At 62.8% G+C, this 13701-nt stretch carries 18 protein-coding genes; 10 read left to right on the top strand and 8 right to left on the bottom strand.

Annotated elements, in window-relative coordinates; all coding sequences use genetic code 11:
- Nucleotides 1-122: 122 nt before the first annotated feature.
- The 5 genes from B3605_RS11585 to hemP are packed head-to-tail and all read right to left on the bottom strand — an operon-like array spanning nucleotide 123 to nucleotide 4199.
- A complete protein-coding gene (locus tag B3605_RS11585) occupies nucleotides 123-914 on the bottom strand; it encodes a heme ABC transporter ATP-binding protein (protein ID WP_112945391.1) in 792 nt (263 codons plus the stop codon).
- A 9-nt stretch (nucleotides 915-923) separates the two neighbouring features.
- A complete protein-coding gene (locus B3605_RS11580) occupies nucleotides 924-2018 on the bottom strand; it encodes a FecCD family ABC transporter permease (protein ID WP_409457197.1) in 1095 nt (364 codons plus the stop codon).
- 20 nt (nucleotides 2019-2038) lie between these two features.
- Nucleotides 2039-2947 carry a heme/hemin ABC transporter substrate-binding protein gene (locus B3605_RS11575; RefSeq protein WP_409457196.1) on the bottom strand — a complete coding sequence of 303 codons (909 nt, stop codon included), beginning with the start codon at nucleotides 2945-2947 and terminating at the stop codon, nucleotides 2039-2041.
- Between the two features lie 10 nt (nucleotides 2948-2957).
- Complete coding sequence (locus B3605_RS11570; protein ID WP_112945394.1) at nucleotides 2958-4007, bottom strand: hemin-degrading factor; 1050 nt, start codon at nucleotides 4005-4007, stop codon at nucleotides 2958-2960.
- A 9-nt stretch (nucleotides 4008-4016) separates the two neighbouring features.
- Nucleotides 4017-4199 carry a hemin uptake protein HemP gene (hemP, locus tag B3605_RS11565; RefSeq protein WP_112945395.1) on the bottom strand — a complete coding sequence of 61 codons (183 nt, stop codon included), beginning with the start codon at nucleotides 4197-4199 and terminating at the stop codon, nucleotides 4017-4019.
- 143 nt (nucleotides 4200-4342) lie between these two features.
- On the opposite strand from hemP, the gene B3605_RS11560 reads away from it, so the two are divergent.
- The 6 genes from B3605_RS11560 (at nucleotide 4343) to B3605_RS11535 (ending at nucleotide 7681) form a co-directional block, all read left to right on the top strand.
- Nucleotides 4343-4801 (top strand): hypothetical protein, encoded by a 459-nt coding sequence (locus tag B3605_RS11560; RefSeq protein ID WP_112945396.1) that lies wholly within the window; start codon nucleotides 4343-4345, stop codon nucleotides 4799-4801.
- A gap of 56 nt (nucleotides 4802-4857) precedes the next feature.
- A complete protein-coding gene (locus B3605_RS11555) occupies nucleotides 4858-6162 on the top strand; it encodes an energy transducer TonB family protein (protein WP_112945397.1) in 1305 nt (434 codons plus the stop codon).
- Between the two features lie 147 nt (nucleotides 6163-6309).
- The gene (locus B3605_RS11550) at nucleotides 6310-6717 is read left to right on the top strand and encodes a DUF2325 domain-containing protein (RefSeq protein ID WP_047514424.1); all 408 of its coding nucleotides are present in this window, start codon (nucleotides 6310-6312) and stop codon (nucleotides 6715-6717) included.
- On the top strand, nucleotides 6714-6959 hold the full coding sequence (locus tag B3605_RS11545; protein WP_112945398.1) for a hypothetical protein: 246 nt from the start codon (nucleotides 6714-6716) through the stop codon (nucleotides 6957-6959). The genes B3605_RS11550 and B3605_RS11545 overlap by 4 nt, the downstream gene beginning before the upstream one ends.
- Before the next feature lie 32 nt (nucleotides 6960-6991).
- Entirely contained in the window at nucleotides 6992-7306 is a 315-nt protein-coding gene (locus B3605_RS11540; RefSeq protein ID WP_112945399.1) for an antibiotic biosynthesis monooxygenase family protein, read from the top strand.
- A gap of 3 nt (nucleotides 7307-7309) precedes the next feature.
- The gene (locus B3605_RS11535; protein WP_018897198.1) at nucleotides 7310-7681 is read left to right on the top strand and encodes a bleomycin resistance protein; all 372 of its coding nucleotides are present in this window, start codon (nucleotides 7310-7312) and stop codon (nucleotides 7679-7681) included.
- 11 nt (nucleotides 7682-7692) lie between these two features.
- On the opposite strand, the gene B3605_RS11530 is transcribed toward B3605_RS11535, so the two are convergent.
- Both B3605_RS11530 and B3605_RS11525 read right to left on the bottom strand, forming a co-directional pair.
- A complete protein-coding gene (locus B3605_RS11530) occupies nucleotides 7693-8064 on the bottom strand; it encodes a DUF423 domain-containing protein (RefSeq protein ID WP_112945400.1) in 372 nt (123 codons plus the stop codon).
- Between the two features lie 10 nt (nucleotides 8065-8074).
- Nucleotides 8075-8464 (bottom strand): group II truncated hemoglobin, encoded by a 390-nt coding sequence (locus tag B3605_RS11525; RefSeq protein ID WP_047514411.1) that lies wholly within the window; start codon nucleotides 8462-8464, stop codon nucleotides 8075-8077.
- A 154-nt stretch (nucleotides 8465-8618) separates the two neighbouring features.
- On the opposite strand from B3605_RS11525, the gene B3605_RS11520 reads away from it, so the two are divergent.
- The 4 genes from B3605_RS11520 (at nucleotide 8619) to B3605_RS11500 (ending at nucleotide 13232) form a co-directional block, all read left to right on the top strand.
- Entirely contained in the window at nucleotides 8619-9179 is a 561-nt protein-coding gene (locus B3605_RS11520) for a TetR/AcrR family transcriptional regulator (protein ID WP_112945417.1), read from the top strand.
- A 27-nt stretch (nucleotides 9180-9206) separates the two neighbouring features.
- Nucleotides 9207-9548 (top strand): SMR family transporter, encoded by a 342-nt coding sequence (locus B3605_RS11515; protein ID WP_018897202.1) that lies wholly within the window; start codon nucleotides 9207-9209, stop codon nucleotides 9546-9548.
- A gap of 171 nt (nucleotides 9549-9719) precedes the next feature.
- The gene (locus B3605_RS11510) at nucleotides 9720-10565 is read left to right on the top strand and encodes an aspartyl/asparaginyl beta-hydroxylase domain-containing protein (protein WP_018897203.1); all 846 of its coding nucleotides are present in this window, start codon (nucleotides 9720-9722) and stop codon (nucleotides 10563-10565) included.
- 828 nt (nucleotides 10566-11393) lie between these two features.
- Complete coding sequence (locus B3605_RS11500; protein ID WP_112945402.1) at nucleotides 11394-13232, top strand: ABC transporter ATP-binding protein; 1839 nt, start codon at nucleotides 11394-11396, stop codon at nucleotides 13230-13232.
- A 65-nt stretch (nucleotides 13233-13297) separates the two neighbouring features.
- Here the strand turns inward: B3605_RS11500 and B3605_RS11495 are convergent, their stop codons facing one another.
- On the bottom strand, nucleotides 13298-13555 hold the full coding sequence (locus tag B3605_RS11495) for a hypothetical protein (protein ID WP_112945403.1): 258 nt from the start codon (nucleotides 13553-13555) through the stop codon (nucleotides 13298-13300).
- Between the last annotated feature and the right edge of the window lie 146 nt (nucleotides 13556-13701).

The raw sequence follows: 13701 nt of genomic DNA, 5'->3' as shown, positions 1-13701 counted from the left end.
GCGGTTTCGCACCGCCTGGTTAAACACAGGATCAGAACGCAAGCTTGCATGAACACAGATGCCCGGCAATGACCCAAATCAATGGCTTAACGCGGGTTGTGGGCAAAAGGTTCCGCGCGTGATCAGCCGCCGACGGCGCTGTGGGCGAGCACGAATGGGGTCCCGTCGTCGGGCACCTTGTTGATGCGCAGCGGGCAGCCGAACACCGAGTGCATGGTCTCGTCGGTCAGCACCTCGTGCACCGTGCCGCGGGCCGCGAGACCGCCCTGCTGCATGAGGATGATCTGGTCGGCGAAGAGCGCCGTCAGGTTGAGATCGTGCATCACCGCGATGACGCCGCCGCCGGCGTCGCAGAAGGCGCGGGCAAGCCGCATGATCGTCAGCTGGTGGCTGATATCGAGGCTGGAGACCGGCTCGTCGAGCAGCAGCCAGCGCGGCTTGCCGTCGACGACGGGCTCGGAGATCTGGCAGAGCACGCGGGCAAGCTGCACACGCTGCTGCTCGCCGCCGGAAAGGTGCTGGTAGAAGCGTCCTTCGTAGCCATCGAGATCGACCGAAGACAGCGCCTTGGCTGCCGTCTGCTCGGCGCGTTCGGGATTGCGGTTCAGCCCCGAGGTCAGGCCCATGCGGACGATTTCGCGGACGGTGAAGGGGAAGGAGATGTTGCTCGCCTGGGGCAGCACGCCGCGCACGGCCGCCAGCTGGTATGGCTGCAGCCCGCGCACGTCCTCGCCATTGATGCGGATCGAGCCGTTATAGGGCAGCTCGCCGGATACCGCCTTCATCGTGGTCGTCTTGCCGGAGCCGTTCGGCCCGGCAATCGCCGTCAGTTTGCCCGAGGCGGCGGTGAAGCCGACGTCTTCGACGATGGTTTTGCCCGACAGGCGAACGGAGACGCCGGAGACTTCGATCATGGCAGATACTCAAAGGGCAAGGCGGGAACGCTGGCGCAGCAGGATCCAGAGGAAGAACGGGCCGCCGACGGCCGCGGTGATGATGCCGATCGGCAGTTCGGCGGGCGCGACGATGGTGCGGGCGATAACGTCGGCAAAGATCAGCAGGGAACCGCCGAGGAGCGCCGAGGCCGGCAGGAGATAGCGATGGTCGGGGCCGATCGCCATGCGGAGCAAATGCGGCACGACGATGCCGACAAAGCCGATCCCGCCGCTGACGGCGACCGATGCGCCTGTCGCGGCCGCGACGGTGACGATGGCGATGTTCTTCAGCCGCTGGACGGGAACGCCCATGTGGAAGGCCGCGGCTTCGCCGAGCGTGATGGCATTGAGGCCCTTGGCGAGAAAGGGAACGACGATGAAGGACAGGAGGATGATCGGGCCGGCGGCGGCGATCTTGGTCCATGTCGAGCCGGCGAGCGAGCCCATGCCCCAGAAAGTGAGATCGCGCAGCTGCTGGTCGTTGGCCATGTAGACGAGCAGGCCGGTCATGGCGCCGGCAAGCGAGCCGAGCGCGATACCGGCAAGCAGCATGGTCGCGACGGAGGTCTGGCCGTTGCTGGTGGCGATGCGGTAGAGCAGCAGCGTCGTGGCGAGGCCACCGGCAAAGGCTGCGAATGGAAGCGCGTAGATGCCGAGCAGGACGTAGAGCGGGGCGACGAAGCCGCCGCCAAGCACGATCATGACGACCGCGCCAAGGCCGGCGCCGGAGGAGACGCCGACGAGGCCGGGATCGGCCAGCGGGTTGCGAAACAGGCCCTGCATGACGGCGCCTGACACCGCCAGCGAGCCGCCGACGAGGAAGCCGAGGATGGCGCGGGGCATGCGGATGTCGAAGATGATGATGCGGTCGCGCATGCTGAGCGCATCATCCGATCCGGCGACATTGGCGATCACGTCGAGGAAGGACGCATCCGAGGCGCCCGTCGTGACGGAGAACAGCAACGACAGGACGGAGCCGACCACCAGCAGCGCGATGACCGCCAGTGCCAGCAGCGAGCGGTCACCGGCCCGGTGACGCTCACGCATCCCCGAGGCCGAAAACACGATGCGACGTCCGTCCATGTCGTTCAGTACCGCCATGGTCAGCCCCCGTAGATCGCCTTGGTGAGCTCGCGCACGGCGCTTGCGGTGCGCGGTCCGAAGCCCAGCAGGTGCAGGCCGTCCATGCGGATGATCGCCTTGTTCTGCACGGCGGGTGTCAGCGCCAGCGCCGGCTGGTTCATCAGGTCTTCGTTCTTGGTGCCTGCGCCGTCGCCGCGGTTCATCATCAGGATGACGTCGGGCTTGGCTTCGATGATCGCCTCATCGGTCAGCGGCTTGTAGCCCGGGAAGGTGCCGACGGCGTTGACCAGGCCGGCGAGCTTGATGATGCCATCGGCCGCCGTTCCGGTGCCCGAAGCCATGATCTTGCCGCCCTGCATGCTGAGGATGAAGAGAACGCGCTTGCGTTCGCTTTCCGGGTGCTTGGCAGCGTCGGCAATCGCGGCATCGAGATCGGTCGCGACCTGCTTGTGCAGTTCGGCGGCCTTCGGCTCGACACCAAGCAGCGCGCCGACCTTGTCGATCTTGGCGAGGATGCCGTCGCGCGTATAGGCGTTCGGCACCGTCTCGAAGGGGACGCTGGCGCTGCGCAGCACCGTCAACGCTTCCGGCGGGCCGGAACCTTCGACGGCGACGATCGCCGTCGGGTTCATGGCGAGGATGTTTTCGGGCGACAGCGCGCGCATGTAGCCGACGTCGGGCAGCTTCAGGGCCTGTTCGGGAAACAGGCTCGTCGTGTCGCGGGCGATCAGGTGCTTTTCTTCGCCGAGCGCGTAGATGATCTCGGTGAGGTCGCCGCCGATCGAGATCAGGCGGGTGCTGTCGATCTTGTCTTCGGCATGGGCAGCCGGCGAGAAGGCGAGGAGCGAGGCTGCCAGCGGCAGGGCCATGAGGCCCCGCAGCATGGATGTCGTCTTGGATGCCCCGCGATTGTGGTTCGACATCGTCATCTCCTTCGGCTTACGCCGCAACGCTGGTCGCCTTGGGCAGGCTTTCGACGATGTCGCGCCAGTCGGCGCGTTCCGCGGAGCCTTCGTGGCGCTTGCCGAAGAACTGGATGATCATTTCGCCATTGGCGCCGTAGACCTCGACGGAGGTGACGTGGCCATCCTTGGTCGGCTTGCGCACGGCCCAGGTCTCGGCGATGTGGTCCTGGCGCAGGTGCAGGTGGAAGGTCTCGTCGAGGATGTTGATCCACGGACCCATCGGCTGGATGTTGAAGATCGGGCCGGAGTGGATCTGGACGATGCCGTCATTGCCGACGAAGCACATGATGGGCAGGCCGGACTTCACCGAAGCGTGCATCATCTCTGCGGTCGCGGTGTTGTCGAGCTGCCAGGCGAAGTCGTCGCCAACGGTTCGCACGGCGGCCTGGCGGCCGATCTTCAGCTTGCGCAGCATGCCAAAGAACTCGTGCGTGTCGGTCATCTTGCTCCAGTGGTCGCGCAGCTCGTCCTTGGTGACGCTGCCGCTCTCGTCGGCCACCGTCTTGCTGTCGTCGGCGATGAAGTCCTGCGACTGGTCCTCGATCTTGAGGTCGTTCACGATAGAGTGATAGGCCTCGACGTTGGAGGCCGGGCGCAGGTGAACCTTGTGCACGGCGGTGCCGGCCTTGTCGAAGTATTGCAGGCTCAGGCGCTCCTGATCGCCATCCTTCTTGGTGACCGCGAATGCGTGGACCCAGCGGCTCGGGAAGATGCGCAGGTCGATGTTCTCGCCGAGCACGATGGCGCCCTGGCCACCGGTCTTGATGTTCTCGTAGACGCCGATCTTTTCGTGGACGGCGCTTTCGTTGCGCGAGAGCGCCATGACTTCGCCGAGCTCGGCGACGCGTTCGAGAAGCTTGAGCGCGCTTCCGTCGATGCGGGTGGCGGAAATGCCGACTTCTGCTGCAACAAGCGCTGCCTCGGAAACCTTGAGCTGGGCGGCGATATCGCGCTCGCGCATCTTCGGATTTTCGGCGCGGAAGGCGCGGATTTCGGCCGGTGAAGGCTTGGTGTTCTCAGTCATTGTCTACCCCTACTTATTCAGAATTAGTTTGCCCTGGCGGGTGATTTTCATTCGGTACAAAGCGCCATCGTGGCGAATGACGATCTCGTTGGCGCCGCGAAAAATCTCGCTGCTCTCCAGTATTCGGACGTCGGCCACGGCGTCGCGCGCCAATAGCGTTTGCTTCAGTGTGTCCGTCTTCTCGACCATCATTTCGTTGGCTTTTTTGCTTCTCTAGGTAGGCCAAAAATGGCCCCTGCGACCTACAAGTATCTTGACTCTCATAGTCATCATTTTTTAAAGACGCAATAGCGGACTTTGTAAGTCAAGTTTCTGAAATTCAGTGGAGAGACACAATGGTAGTCACGAGGCCGGTCACACGATTTGCAACGCTTTTGGCGGCCGGCTCTCTGGTGCTGACGGGCGCGATCCAGGCCTATGCGCAGGAGCCCGCCGCGGCAGCCGCGCCGAAGGCGGCGCTCGATGTGGAACTCAACGGGCTGGTCCCATCGCAGAAGGGCTGCATGATGACCTTCGTGGCGCTGAACACGCTGCCTCAAGACATCACCAAGGTCTCCTTCGAGCTTGCTTTCTTCAACGACAAGAACGCCGTCGACAAGATCACGGTTCTCGATTTCCGCGATCTGCCGCAGGGCAAGAAGCGGGTGCGGCAGTTCGATATGCCGAATGTGAAATGCGAGGCGGTGACGCGGGTGCTGATCAACGACACGCCTGCGTGCGAAGGCCCGGACAAGGGCGAGTGCATGAAGGGTCTCGTGACCCGCTCCCAGGTTTCCATTCCTTTCGAAGGTTGAGCGACGGCCGGGGATAGCCCCGGCCTCTTGCGTTGCAGCGGTACAAGGCATCCAAAATGGTGGTTTCAGCGAGATCAAAGCCGAGACAGGTTCTCTTCGACGAGACGGTCGCCGATGGCGTTGTGAACGACAACAATCCGGGCATGCATCCCGGCCACGAGTTGTCGGATCTTCGCAACGTCGCGCGCCAGCCAGCCGCCGAGGCTGTTCTTCATTATACCCGCCAGGCGCAGATCTCGTCCTTCCCGCAGGATCCGCGTAGCGCGAGCAACGGCCATGCCGCGGCACCGCTGATGGATGCGAGCGTGGAGATGCCGGCGGCCACCCGGTCGCATCGCGGCAAGCTCGGCGTGACGGCCGCCTGCATCGGTTCCTTCATCTTTCACGGCGCACTCGCCATCGCGCTGATCGTCGGCGTCGTCGTTACCCCGGAGCAGCCGGAGGAAGAGGCGGGCGAGACGGTGAGCGTGATCATGCTCGGCGATTCGGATCTCGACCAGGCATCGTCGGGCGAAGAGAAGGCCGAGCCGCAGCCGGAAGAGATCGTGGCGGAACAGGTGCAGCCTGAAGCCGCGCAGCAGCCGACGGAGGTTCAGCCCGACGCGCAGCCAGTCGATCCGCAGCCTGTCGCGCCGACGCAGGAAGTGACGCGCGTCTCGCCTGAGAACATGACGGCAGTCGAGCCTGAGGTTCTGACGTCGCAGGTGCCGGCCGAGACATCCGTGGTTCAGCCGATGGCAACCGAGGTGCCGACGGAGGTTCAGCCGGAGATGACCGAGACGCCGCCCGCGACCCCTGAGGACGTGGCGCCGGTGCAGCCGGCCGAGACGGCGGAAATTCCGCCAGAGCCGGAGACCGTGCCGACGCCGGATCCGAAGCCGGTTGCGCAGAAGCCGGTGGAAAAGCCGAAGCCGGTCGAGAAGAAGCAGCCGCCTAAGAAGGTCGTTACACGCTCGGGTTCACAGGGCGAAAACAAGCAGGATAGCCGCCGCGGCGCGTCGGATGGCGTCGATCAGGCTTCCGACCAGGATTCGCGCAGCGCTGCAAGTCGCAGCGGATCCGGCAGTGCGGCTGTCGCCAACTATCCGGGCAAGGTGCAATCGAAAATCCGGCGGTCCGTCCGCGTGCCTTCCGAATACCGGCGGATGAACGCCGCGATGAGCGTTCGCATCCGGTTGAGCATCAACGGCTCCGGCGGCGTGAGCAGCCTGTCGGTGGCGCGCAGCTCCGGCATCCCGGAACTCGATGCCGCCGTTGTCGACGGCGTTCGCCGCGCAGCACCATTCCCGCCGCTGCCGGCCGAATGGGGCAAGCCGATCTGGACTTTCACGCAGGAGGTGCAGGTCACGACTGGTCGCTGAGAGCAGGCGGCCCGACGATAAAATCGGGCCGTCCAGAAAATATGATGAAAATAATCAACTTTATACTTTACTATAAAAATCAAGTTTAATAAGGTCCACCCACACACGCAGCAATCGTGTGCCGATCAATGAAGCAACGGGTGGTCAATGGCGCGTAAGGCGAAGAAGGGTTCTAACCGGGAAATCCGCGTGAGTGCGGATACAAGCACGGTTGAGGAGACCTCCGGACGTTCCAAGCTCGATGGCCGCAGCTTCCTTTATGTCGGCGGGCGTGACTGCCAGGTGGCGCATCTGCGCCAGATCGCCAGCAACTTCGGCGCCGAGCTGATCCACCACGATGGCGGCCTGCGCGAGGCGGTGTCGCGCATCGATACGGTGCTTCCCTCCGTCGACTGCGTCTTCTGCCCGATCGACTGTATCAGCCATGATGCGTGCCTCAGGGTAAAGACCGGCTGCAAGAAGTTCGGCAAGACCTTCATTCCGCTTCGCAACGGCAGCAAGTCCAGCCTTGAGCGGGCGCTGACGACGATGAACGAGCGAAACGCCACCCGATGAGCGATAGGCACCCGGAAGGGTACACGTTGATCGGCCTGCACAAGCTGGCCGCACACAATGGCGATGGCATGGTGCCCGAACTCTATGAGCTGATGATGGAACGCGAAGAGCGGCGCAGGTACTATCCCAATGTCGAGCAGTTTCCGATCTGGGAAGCGCGCATGCCGGGCGAATTGCCGGAAAAGCCGCTTGGACGGGATGCGCTCGACGGCCGGAACGTGGTAGCCTTCGAGGCTCCCTAGGCCGAGAGGAAACGCAAGGCGTGAGTGCTCCCATGTTTATCGCGATGAACCGCTTCAAGGTATCGATCGGGTCGGAGGCAGAATTCGAAAGCGTCTGGCGCAACCGCGATTCCAGCCTTTCGGAAGTGCCCGGCTTCGTGGAATTCCGCCTACTGCGCGGTCGCGAGAATGCGGAGGAGGGCTATACGCTGTTTTCGTCGCACACGATCTGGCGCAGCGAAGAGGATTTCCTCAACTGGACGAAGTCCGAGCAGTTCCGCGCCGCCCATCGCAATGCCGGTGACCGCAAGACGATGTACAAGGGGCCGCCCGTGTTCGAGGGCTTTCAAGTCGTGGACGGGATCTGAGCGATGGTGGCTGACAATCCTGATCGTATCGAGGTTCTTCCGGTTTTGCCGTCGCTCGACATCGGCGAGACGCTGTCGTTTTATCGCGGCGGGCTCGGCTTCGAGACGATCGTCTATCAGGACAAGGACTATCTCATCCTGCGGCGCGACGAGATGGAGCTGCATTTCTGGCTGACGGACGATCGCTCGCTCTGCGAGCGCACATCCGTCTACCTGCGCGGCGGCGGCATCGGCGCGCTTCACGCGGAATACAAAGCGCGCGGCGTCGAGAAGCTCAGCGACATGACGGTGCGGCCGTGGAACATGGAAGAGTTCTACATCCACGATCCGCACGGCAATCTGCTGCGCTTCGGACGGATCCCGCAGCAGGCATAAGCCGCTTGGTCTTAGGCGCGGTTGCGGAAGACGGCGCCGGCGGCGATTGCCAGCCAGCCGAACATCATGGCGAAGCCGCCCGTGGGCGCCGCCATCGGAAACAGGCTTGAGCCTGCAAAGCGAAGCGTTACCAGATCCCCGGAAAAGAGCAGCGTGCCGAGGCCCATGAGGAGCCCGGCGAGCCAGGCTGTTTTGAGCTTTTCGCCAGCCAGCGCGAGGGCCAAGAGGGCAGGGGCGTGGGCGAGGCACATGGCGGAGGCTGAGGCGAGGAAGTGTCCGTCGCCATCGAGATGGGCGGCGGCTGCGGCCAGCGCCACGCCGGCAAAGCCGAAGAGGCCTGAAAATACCAGGAAAAGCGGCGAGAAGCGCTGATTGAGCGTCATTATAGGAAGCCTATTGCTTGTTCTGCATGTGATCAGCCAGTCGCTCGATCGGCGGCAGGATGATCTCGCGCAGCTTCGGGTTCGGAACGGTCTCTTCAAGCGCCTGGCGGAAGCACAAGAGCCATTCGTCGCGCTCGACGGGGCCGATCTCGGCGATGAAGTGGCGGCTTCTCAGGCGCGGATGGCCGTATTTCTCAACATAGACGGGCGGGCCGCCGAGATAGCCGGTCAGGTATTCGTAGAATTTCGCTTCGCTGCCCTCGAGCGTCGGCGGATGGACGGCGCGGACGTGGCTCGCCTCCGGCAGCGTATCCATCAGCTCGTAGAAACGATGCGACAGAGCCCGGATCGTCGCGTCGCCGCCGACGGCCTCGTAAAGTGTAATGGTGTTCTCGCTCACGGCGCGGCTCCTCACAGCTTGTCCCTTCATGCACCGCCGCAGCCTTGATCGCAACCGATACCAGCACCACCAAGCGCGACATTTCGCGCCGGCCCCGGCGATCGAAATTTCGCCGCGTCTTGACAAAACCGTCCAGACGGTATCTTTGTGCGCTATGTCAAACGCTCATCACCGCCGCAAGCAACCCGCCATCGTCCGCCAGCAGCTGCTGGACGTCGCCGCGCGCCTGACGAACGAGCAGGGGATGAGTGCCGTGACGCTCGATGCCGTGTCCGGCGCCTCTGGCGTCAGCAAGGGCGGCCTTCTCCACCATTTCCCGACCAAGAACGCGTTGCTGGATGCACTCTTCGAGAATCTTCTGGCGCGCTTCGATGCCGATCTCGATGAGCGCACGCGCGAGGATCCGGTGCCGCACGGCCGCTTCACGCGCGCCTATCTCAACGCCGTCGCCGGTCTGCGCGACAGCCCTGACGATGCGGGCCATTGGGCGCAGGTGACGATCGCGCTTCTGGCCGAGCCGCGGCTGCGGCTGCGCTGGGGGGAGTGGATCGACGGGCGGATCGAGGAATATGTCGGCACGGACTCGTCTATCGATGCGCAGATCGTGCGTTTCGCCGCCGATGGGCTCTGGCTCGCCGACATGATCGGCGGTGCCTCCGACGATACGCAGCGCCAGGCGCTTCTGGCGCGTCTGGTTGAGCTGACCGCACGCTAACTTCCCTGCAATAGAGGATAAACCATCATGGCACCGGTTGCGGTCTATGCGCTCTTGTTTACGGCGATCGCGCTCGAAGTCATCGGCACGACGGCGCTGCAGCTCTCGCAGCAGTTCAGCCGGTTCTGGCCGACCGCGCTGATGGTCGCGTGCTATGCCGCCTCTTTCTATTGCCTGTCGCAGACGCTGAAGGTGATCCCTGTCGGCATCGCCTATGCGATCTGGAGCGGGCTCGGCATCGTGCTGATTTCCAGCGTCGGCCTCATCTATTTCAAGCAGCGGCTGGATACGCCTGCTGTCATCGGCCTGGGGCTGATCATCGCTGGCGTGCTCGTGGTCAACCTGTTCTCCAAATCCGTCACCCATTGATTTTAATGGAATCCGGTCGTATGCGAGGAAAGCCCCCAGTCACCAGGGGAGATGGCCCCCGGGGTCGCGATATTTGACCTCACCTCACGGAGGCCTGACTTGCGCAATCGGCTGCGATGTCCATATCCTGAGTGACAGATGACAGTTTAAGCATCGCGCATTGGAACACCCATGACTGACAGCACCGCTGATCTTACCTCCCCAAAATCCGCTGATTCCAAGCCCGAGGGACAGACCTTCGGCACCTCCGGCATCGCCCCGATGGGCCGCCCGAGCCCGGTTACCCGGTTCTTCATGGGCATCGTCGCCTGGGCGGAGAAGCTGAATTACAAATACGCCAAGCTCGGCAATCCGCCGGTTTACGACAATGCCACTTTCCCCTGGGCGAAAGAGGTCGAGGCCGCATACCCGCAGATCCGCGCCGAGTTGGAGCGCGTGCTGGTGCGCCAGAGCGAGCTGCCGACTTTCCAGGATATCTCCACCGACGTGAAGACGATCTCGACCGATTCCGGCTGGAAGACCTTCTTTCTCCTAGGCTTCGGTGTGAAGTCGGAACAGAACATCGCGCAGTGCCCGGAAACCTGGCGCGCGGTGCAGAAGATCCCCGGCCTGAAGACGGCGATGTTTTCGATCTTCGAGCCGGGCAAGCATCTGCCGGCGCATCGTGGTCCCTATAACGGCGTGCTGCGCCTGCATGTCGGCATGATCGTACCGGAGCCGGCCGACAAGCTCGCCATCCGCGTCAAGGACCAGATCTGCCACTGGCAGGAAGGCAAGGCGCTGATCTTCGACGATGCCTACGAGCACGAGGCGTGGAACCACACCGACAAGACCCGCGTGGTGCTGTTCGTCGATTTCGACAAGCCGCTGAAGTTTCCGGCCCGCTTCGTCAACTGGGCGCTGATGAACCTCGCCGTCTTCACGCCGTTCATCCGCGAAGGACTGGATAACCACAAGGAGTGGGAAAAGAAGTTCTACGCGGAAGCCGAGGCCTTCAGAAACCGGCCGCAGGGCTAAGCGAGCAAGGCTGAGAGCCCGGAAAGATAAAACAGCATGGCCTCGTTTGAGAGGCCATGCTGTTGTTCGGCGGGTGGGACGCCGCTCTTAAATCATCGTGCGGCGATCGCGCCGCAGTCCGTCTCGATGCGTATGTTTCGGAGCCGGCAGGTCGCTTCCCCTCGTAAGCAGGCCTTGCTCCGGCGACGTCAGTCGCCCCCATTCGCAACTAGTTGTTGTTTGCCGCCCTCAGGCGACGGTCCGGCTTGGTTGCCAGGTAGATGACATAATCTTCTGCTGCGTCTGCCAGGTGAAGCGCGATTTCTGCTTCACGCCATCCCGCCGCGATTGCGCGACGGACAACTTCGGTTATCGCCCCTTTGCAGACGCTTTCGCATTCCCGCGACCGTCCCATATCATCGGCGTTGAATCTTGGAGAGCGGATGTTTGTCATGGCTGAAGATTGCCATAACCGCCTTCGTTTTCAACAGGATGCTAATGGATTGGTTACCCAGTAAGGTTAAGGCTTGCGGGTGTTTCAGGCTGCGACAGACGCGTTGTCGCGGAACGAAACGAAGGGCTGAAAATGGCCAGCGAGAGAGGCTGAAATGTCTCGATCCGGATCGAAATCCTGGCAGACGGCCCAACGGTCGGCCGACGCGCGGCCCGCTCCGTTAACGCACGTTAAGCGTGTTTTTCTGATTTTCTGCCCGGATCGGCCTTTGCGGCTTGGCGTCTGATCTGTTAAGGATGGCGCGAAGCTGAACGCAAACTCGTCCAGGGAGACTGTCATGAAAGCGATCCTGTCCAGAACGAAAGGAACGATCACCCACAAGGACACTCCGCTTCATGTCTATTCAATTCGCCCGCGCGCGAAAAGACGCGCCGCGTCGTAAACCACTCCCGACCACTTCCGAGCTTGATGCTACCGCCGATCAACAGGCGCGGCGCCGGTCTCGGGTCGCCAAGTTTCTCAGCTACTACCGTCCGCATCTGCCGCTGCTCTGCGCCGATGTCGTCTGCGCCATTCTTGTCGCTGCGACCGCCGTGGCATTGCCGATCTGCGCCAATATCGTCACGAACCGCCTTCTCGTGATCGCGGATGCGGGGGAGGCCACCGTGCTGATCCTTAAGGTCGGCGCTGTCATGCTGGCGCTTCTGGCGGTGCAGATGATCGCGGTGTTCTTCGTCGATTATCGCGGTCATGTGATGGGCGCGCGCATCGAGGCCGCCGTCCGGCAGGAGCTGTTCGATCATTGCCAGAAGCTCTCCTTCAGCTTCTATGATCGCCAGCGCACCGGGCAGCTGATGAGCCGCATCACCAGCGATTCCCTCTGGCTCGGCGAACTGTTCCACCATGGTCCCGAGGATGTCTCGATTGCGATCCTCAAATATGGCGGCGCCATGCTGGTGCTTTTCTACATCGACCCTCTTTTGGCCGGGTTGATCCTGTTGCTGACGCCTCTCGCGGTCGCCTACGCGCTGCATTTCAACCGCCGCATGAACCGCGCGCTGGAACGCAGCAAGCAGCAGATCGCCGGCGTCAACGAGCGGCTGGAAGACAGCCTCGCCGGTATCCGCGTCGTGCAGTCCTTCGCCAATGAAGAGTTGGAGAGGGATCGCTTCGCCGTTCAGAACGAGCGCTTTCTCGTAAGCCGTGCCGACGGCTATCGCAGCGAGGCATGGTTTTCCGTGGGAACGGAGAGCTTCGCGCAGTTCATCACGATCCTCGTCATCGTCATCGGCGGCATCAGGATAGTGTCGTCGGCGATGACGGTGGCCGATCTCCTGACCTTCCTGCTCTGCGTTGCGGTGCTTGTCGATCCCGTGCAGCGGCTCGCCAATTTCGTGCGGCTCTGGCAGGAGGGCTATACCGGCTTTGTAAGGGCGATGGAGATCCTCGACGTAGAGCCCGATATCGTCGACCGGCCAGGCGCCCGGGTGTTGCCGGCGCCGAAGGGAGAGATCAGGTTCGAGGATGTCAGCTTCGGCTATGACGCCGACACGACTGGTGTGTTCGAGAACCTCTCCTTCACCATCGCGCCCGGCGAGTTCGTGGCGCTGGTCGGTCCGTCAGGCGTGGGAAAGAGCACTTTGTGCTCGCTCATTCCCCGCTTTTACGACGTGCAGGCGGGGTCGATCCTGATCGATGGCGCCGATATCCGCGATGTCACGCTGTCGTCGCTGCGCGGACATGTGGGCGTGGTGCAGCAGGACGTCTATCTCTTCGCTGGCTCGGTCGCCGACAATCTCCGTTATGGGCGGCCGGATGCCACCGATGCGGAGGTGGAAGAAGCGGCGCGGGCGGCCAATGCGCATGAGTTCATCATGGCGCTTGCTGATGGATACGGTACCGACATCGGCCAGCGCGGGGTGCGGCTCTCTGGTGGCCAGCGGCAGCGGTTGACGATCGCGCGGGCGTTTTTGAAGAACCCCGCGATCCTGATCTTCGACGAGGCCACCAGCGCGCTCGACAATGAGAGCGAGCGGGCGGTGCAGCAGGCGCTGCTTGGGCTCGCCAAGGGGCGCACCACCGTCGTTATCGCGCATCGCCTGTCGACGGTCCGCCACGCCGATCGCATCCTGGTGCTCACCTCGGACGGCATCGTCGAGGAGGGCAGGCATGAGGATCTGATGGCGCGCGACGGGATCTATGCCGGCTTGCACAGCGTGCAGGCCAGCATGTGATCGCTGGCATTAGAGAGGTACGCAACGCTTCGTCGAAGCGGAGCGTTGCGTGTCTCCGTGGCGTTTCAGTATTTCAGGTCGCGCGCGGTTTGCCGACCGCTCTGCTTGGTCTGGCGCTTGTCCTGCCGGCATGCCGCGTTGCTTTGTTGATTGGCGGCGCGGCAATCCTGCTTGGTATCGCGGGCGCTCTGCCGCGTCGTCTGCTTGACGTCACGCCCCGCCTGACGCTGCTGCGCCTGCTCTGTGCTCCACGATACATCGGCTAAGGTCGCCAGGAACAGTCCGGCCAATAGCGCCGTGCCTAGCGGTCTCAAGTTGCCCATTGTCTCACTCCCCGTTTCCGTACTGGTGCTGGAGCGGTTGCGACGATCAGTCGAAACCGGGAGCAATTTTACAGGATGCGGATGAGCAAGGGGCGTATCTTACGGTATCGTACACGACGAGCGCTCAAAAAAGCCCCGGCGAACCG

Origin of the sequence: Rhizobium sp. UBA1881 (assembly GCF_002338015.1) — a bacterium.
Lineage (GTDB): Bacteria > Pseudomonadota > Alphaproteobacteria > Rhizobiales > Rhizobiaceae > Rhizobium.
The sequence above is the reverse complement of the archived record's forward strand: the minus strand, read 5'-3'. Positions and strand labels throughout refer to the sequence as shown.

What these genes read in the sequence shown, in the direction of transcription:
- B3605_RS11585 (WP_112945391.1), bottom strand. Translation starts at nt 914, where the DNA reads ATGATCGAAGTCTCCGGCGTCTCCGTTCGCCTGTCGGGCAAAACCATC.
- B3605_RS11580 (WP_409457197.1), bottom strand. Translation starts at nt 2,018, where the DNA reads ATGGACGGACGTCGCATCGTGTTTTCGGCCTCGGGGATGCGTGAGCGT.
- B3605_RS11575 (WP_409457196.1), bottom strand. Translation starts at nt 2,947, where the DNA reads ATGACGATGTCGAACCACAATCGCGGGGCATCCAAGACGACATCCATG.
- B3605_RS11570 (WP_112945394.1), bottom strand. Translation starts at nt 4,007, where the DNA reads ATGACTGAGAACACCAAGCCTTCACCGGCCGAAATCCGCGCCTTCCGC.
- hemP (WP_112945395.1), bottom strand. Translation starts at nt 4,199, where the DNA reads ATGATGGTCGAGAAGACGGACACACTGAAGCAAACGCTATTGGCGCGC.
- B3605_RS11560 (WP_112945396.1), top strand. Translation starts at nt 4,343, where the DNA reads ATGGTAGTCACGAGGCCGGTCACACGATTTGCAACGCTTTTGGCGGCC.
- B3605_RS11555 (WP_112945397.1), top strand. Translation starts at nt 4,858, where the DNA reads ATGGTGGTTTCAGCGAGATCAAAGCCGAGACAGGTTCTCTTCGACGAG.
- B3605_RS11550 (WP_047514424.1), top strand. Translation starts at nt 6,310, where the DNA reads ATGGCGCGTAAGGCGAAGAAGGGTTCTAACCGGGAAATCCGCGTGAGT.
- B3605_RS11545 (WP_112945398.1), top strand. Translation starts at nt 6,714, where the DNA reads ATGAGCGATAGGCACCCGGAAGGGTACACGTTGATCGGCCTGCACAAG.
- B3605_RS11540 (WP_112945399.1), top strand. Translation starts at nt 6,992, where the DNA reads ATGTTTATCGCGATGAACCGCTTCAAGGTATCGATCGGGTCGGAGGCA.
- B3605_RS11535 (WP_018897198.1), top strand. Translation starts at nt 7,310, where the DNA reads ATGGTGGCTGACAATCCTGATCGTATCGAGGTTCTTCCGGTTTTGCCG.
- B3605_RS11530 (WP_112945400.1), bottom strand. Translation starts at nt 8,064, where the DNA reads ATGACGCTCAATCAGCGCTTCTCGCCGCTTTTCCTGGTATTTTCAGGC.
- B3605_RS11520 (WP_112945417.1), top strand. Translation starts at nt 8,619, where the DNA reads ATGTCAAACGCTCATCACCGCCGCAAGCAACCCGCCATCGTCCGCCAG.
- B3605_RS11515 (WP_018897202.1), top strand. Translation starts at nt 9,207, where the DNA reads ATGGCACCGGTTGCGGTCTATGCGCTCTTGTTTACGGCGATCGCGCTC.
- B3605_RS11510 (WP_018897203.1), top strand. Translation starts at nt 9,720, where the DNA reads ATGACTGACAGCACCGCTGATCTTACCTCCCCAAAATCCGCTGATTCC.
- B3605_RS11500 (WP_112945402.1), top strand. Translation starts at nt 11,394, where the DNA reads ATGTCTATTCAATTCGCCCGCGCGCGAAAAGACGCGCCGCGTCGTAAA.
- B3605_RS11495 (WP_112945403.1), bottom strand. Translation starts at nt 13,555, where the DNA reads ATGGGCAACTTGAGACCGCTAGGCACGGCGCTATTGGCCGGACTGTTC.